The 2,262-nt window shown below is 43.2% G+C and carries 1 protein-coding gene; it reads right to left on the bottom strand.

All coding sequences use genetic code 11. The features are described 5' to 3' along the window. Positions 1–92: 92 nt before the first annotated feature. A complete protein-coding gene (ltrA, locus tag ACSHXM_RS21680) occupies positions 93–1,373 on the bottom strand; it encodes a group II intron reverse transcriptase/maturase (protein WP_435692492.1) in 1,281 nt (426 codons plus the stop codon). Positions 1,374–2,262 lie beyond the last annotated feature (889 nt).

Here is a 2,262-nt window from a genome sequence, read left to right as displayed (position 1 = left end):
AAAGTTGATTTGAGTGAATGCTTTTCACTTTATACCGCAAAACTCCCGCGAGGGGGAGGAGTCCATACATCTCCTGCATTCTTCACATTTTATCAGCGCGTTTTTCTAAACGCTGATAGAGCAAGCCATCCCGTGTTTACATGCTCTATTGAATATAATCCGAGTTCCTCAAACCATTGGTTAGGCATCGCAAAACTTGATAGTGGACTGTTAGCACTACGCCACGTGTTCATCTTAATGAACTTAAACGGTGGCTTGTACTGTAACTGCTTCAATCGTCGATGCAACCTTGACGGTTTCTTCCACAATTTTAGCTGGATTGCCCTTAACCTTCGCCTGATCCAACCTGCCAAGGCTTTTAGCTCTCGTTTACAATTGGCTATACTAAAATAATTTACAAAACCTCGCACCACTGGATTTAGCCGTTTTATTACTTCAACTAAATTGATCCCGCCATTACGTTTTGTTAATTGTTTAACTTTTTGCTTAAAGCCTGTGAGTTTCGATGCTTGTATCCGTGTATATCGGCTACCTATCTCCACTCCCAAGAATTTTATCCCTTTGCTACTGTGAGCAATATGGGTTTTCTTCTGGTTGACTATTAGCTTCAAGTCTTGCTCTAGTATCTGGGTCGCTGTGACTAATGCGTTTTTAGCCGCTTTTTCTGTGCTGCATAAAATCAGGATGTCATCTGCATACCTCACTATTCGGTGAGTACGCCTTTTCATTTCCTGATCGAACGCATCTAGGTAGATGTTCGCCAACAACGGGCTGATTACGCCACCTTGCGGGCTACCTACCGTACTGGCTTCCCAATGTTCGCCAATCATTACTCCACTTTTTAAGAACTGATTGAGTAGACTTAAAATGCTACCGTCTGTCACTTTTCGTTTGACGCTACTGATGATCAGGTCATGATCCAGTAAGTCAAAACACTTGGACAGATCCATATCAACCACCCAGTCACGATGATATTTACGTATAAATACTGTCGCTTTGCTGATGGCATCATGGCAGCTTCGCTTTGGTCTATACCCATAGCTTGATGGGTGAAAATCAATATCGAAGATCGGTTGGAGAATGTTCAATAGTGTTTGCTGTACTATTCGGTCTCGAACTGCCGGTATGCCAAGCATTCTTACACCACCATCATCTTTGGGTATTTCAACCCGTTTGACTGGTTGCGCTCGATATTGCTTGGTTTGCAGCTCAAGTTGCAGTTGTTTTAAGTTTATTTCTAAATTCGAGGCAAACGCACCTACGGACTGCCCATCAATTCCGGCTGCTCCCTTGGCTCTTTTGACCTTTTTGAATCCCTTGTACAGATTATTGATATCTAACAATTGCCCGTACAAGCTGTAATAAACCGTCATTTTCTGCCTTTGCTTGCGGTATGTCTGGTCGTGTTCATTTACCTATAGTTTGATTCTTCATGGTGACATTAGGTGTGCTAGCCTGTTGGCAATCTGCCTAAGCGGTCAGTCATTACTCCATTGCTCGGCCTTCAATTCTCAGCGTCTACATTCCTGTTTAGCCGTCATGTCTTGCCTATTCCCGTGACCACCATGAATGGTGGAAATGCAGATATTGCAGCAATATATCTGCCGAAATACTTGTGAGCCTATAAGTTAATCTTCACGCTTTTCATACGCTTAAAGAATACTTCCCCCCTTCGCAATTAATTAAAGATTTTGACTAAAATTAACCCTATCAAACGCAATGCTGATAGTCGGCTTGGTTTTACCCTCCACACCATTACTGGCTTTCATCGGCCTAGCCTTACTCACTACTACGGGTTCATCTGCCACCTCACACCGACATTAAACCTTGAGTTTCCTCTTGAGTCTATGCCACTTATTTACAGATAAGTTTAGATGCCAGGCTTCCCCAGTTACTGAACTAGCTCCCTGTTAGAAATTCCACCCTCAAACACAGCATTGGTCTGACTAAGTATAGGGCGTCACGCTATTTTGGACGCTTACCCACCAATACCGCCGAAACAGGTTACGGTTAGTTGTGTACCTCTAACTTCTTATGGCTTCCTTCAGACCTCACCGTTAGCCAGTGACGCCCTTGCCATTCAGATTATCTTCCCCTTAGTCAGGGTGATCAGGCTTCTTTCAGCCTGTCGGGTTTGCCAGCTTCGCTGGGCAAACAACAAAAAGCCCCACAAGTGTGAGGCTTTACAATGATTTATTTCAAACCAGAACAATAGAAAACACTATTCTATATTTTGAATTTGCTCACGCATTTGCTCAATTA

Source organism: Paraglaciecola sp. (assembly GCF_051252315.1).
Lineage (GTDB): Bacteria > Pseudomonadota > Gammaproteobacteria > Enterobacterales > Alteromonadaceae > Paraglaciecola.
This window is presented reverse-complemented; position numbering and strand designations above follow the sequence as displayed.

Coding starts and splice junctions, on each gene's coding strand:
- ltrA (WP_435692492.1), bottom strand. CDS start 1,373: ATGACGGTTTATTACAGCTTGTACGGGCAATTGTTAGATATCAATAAT.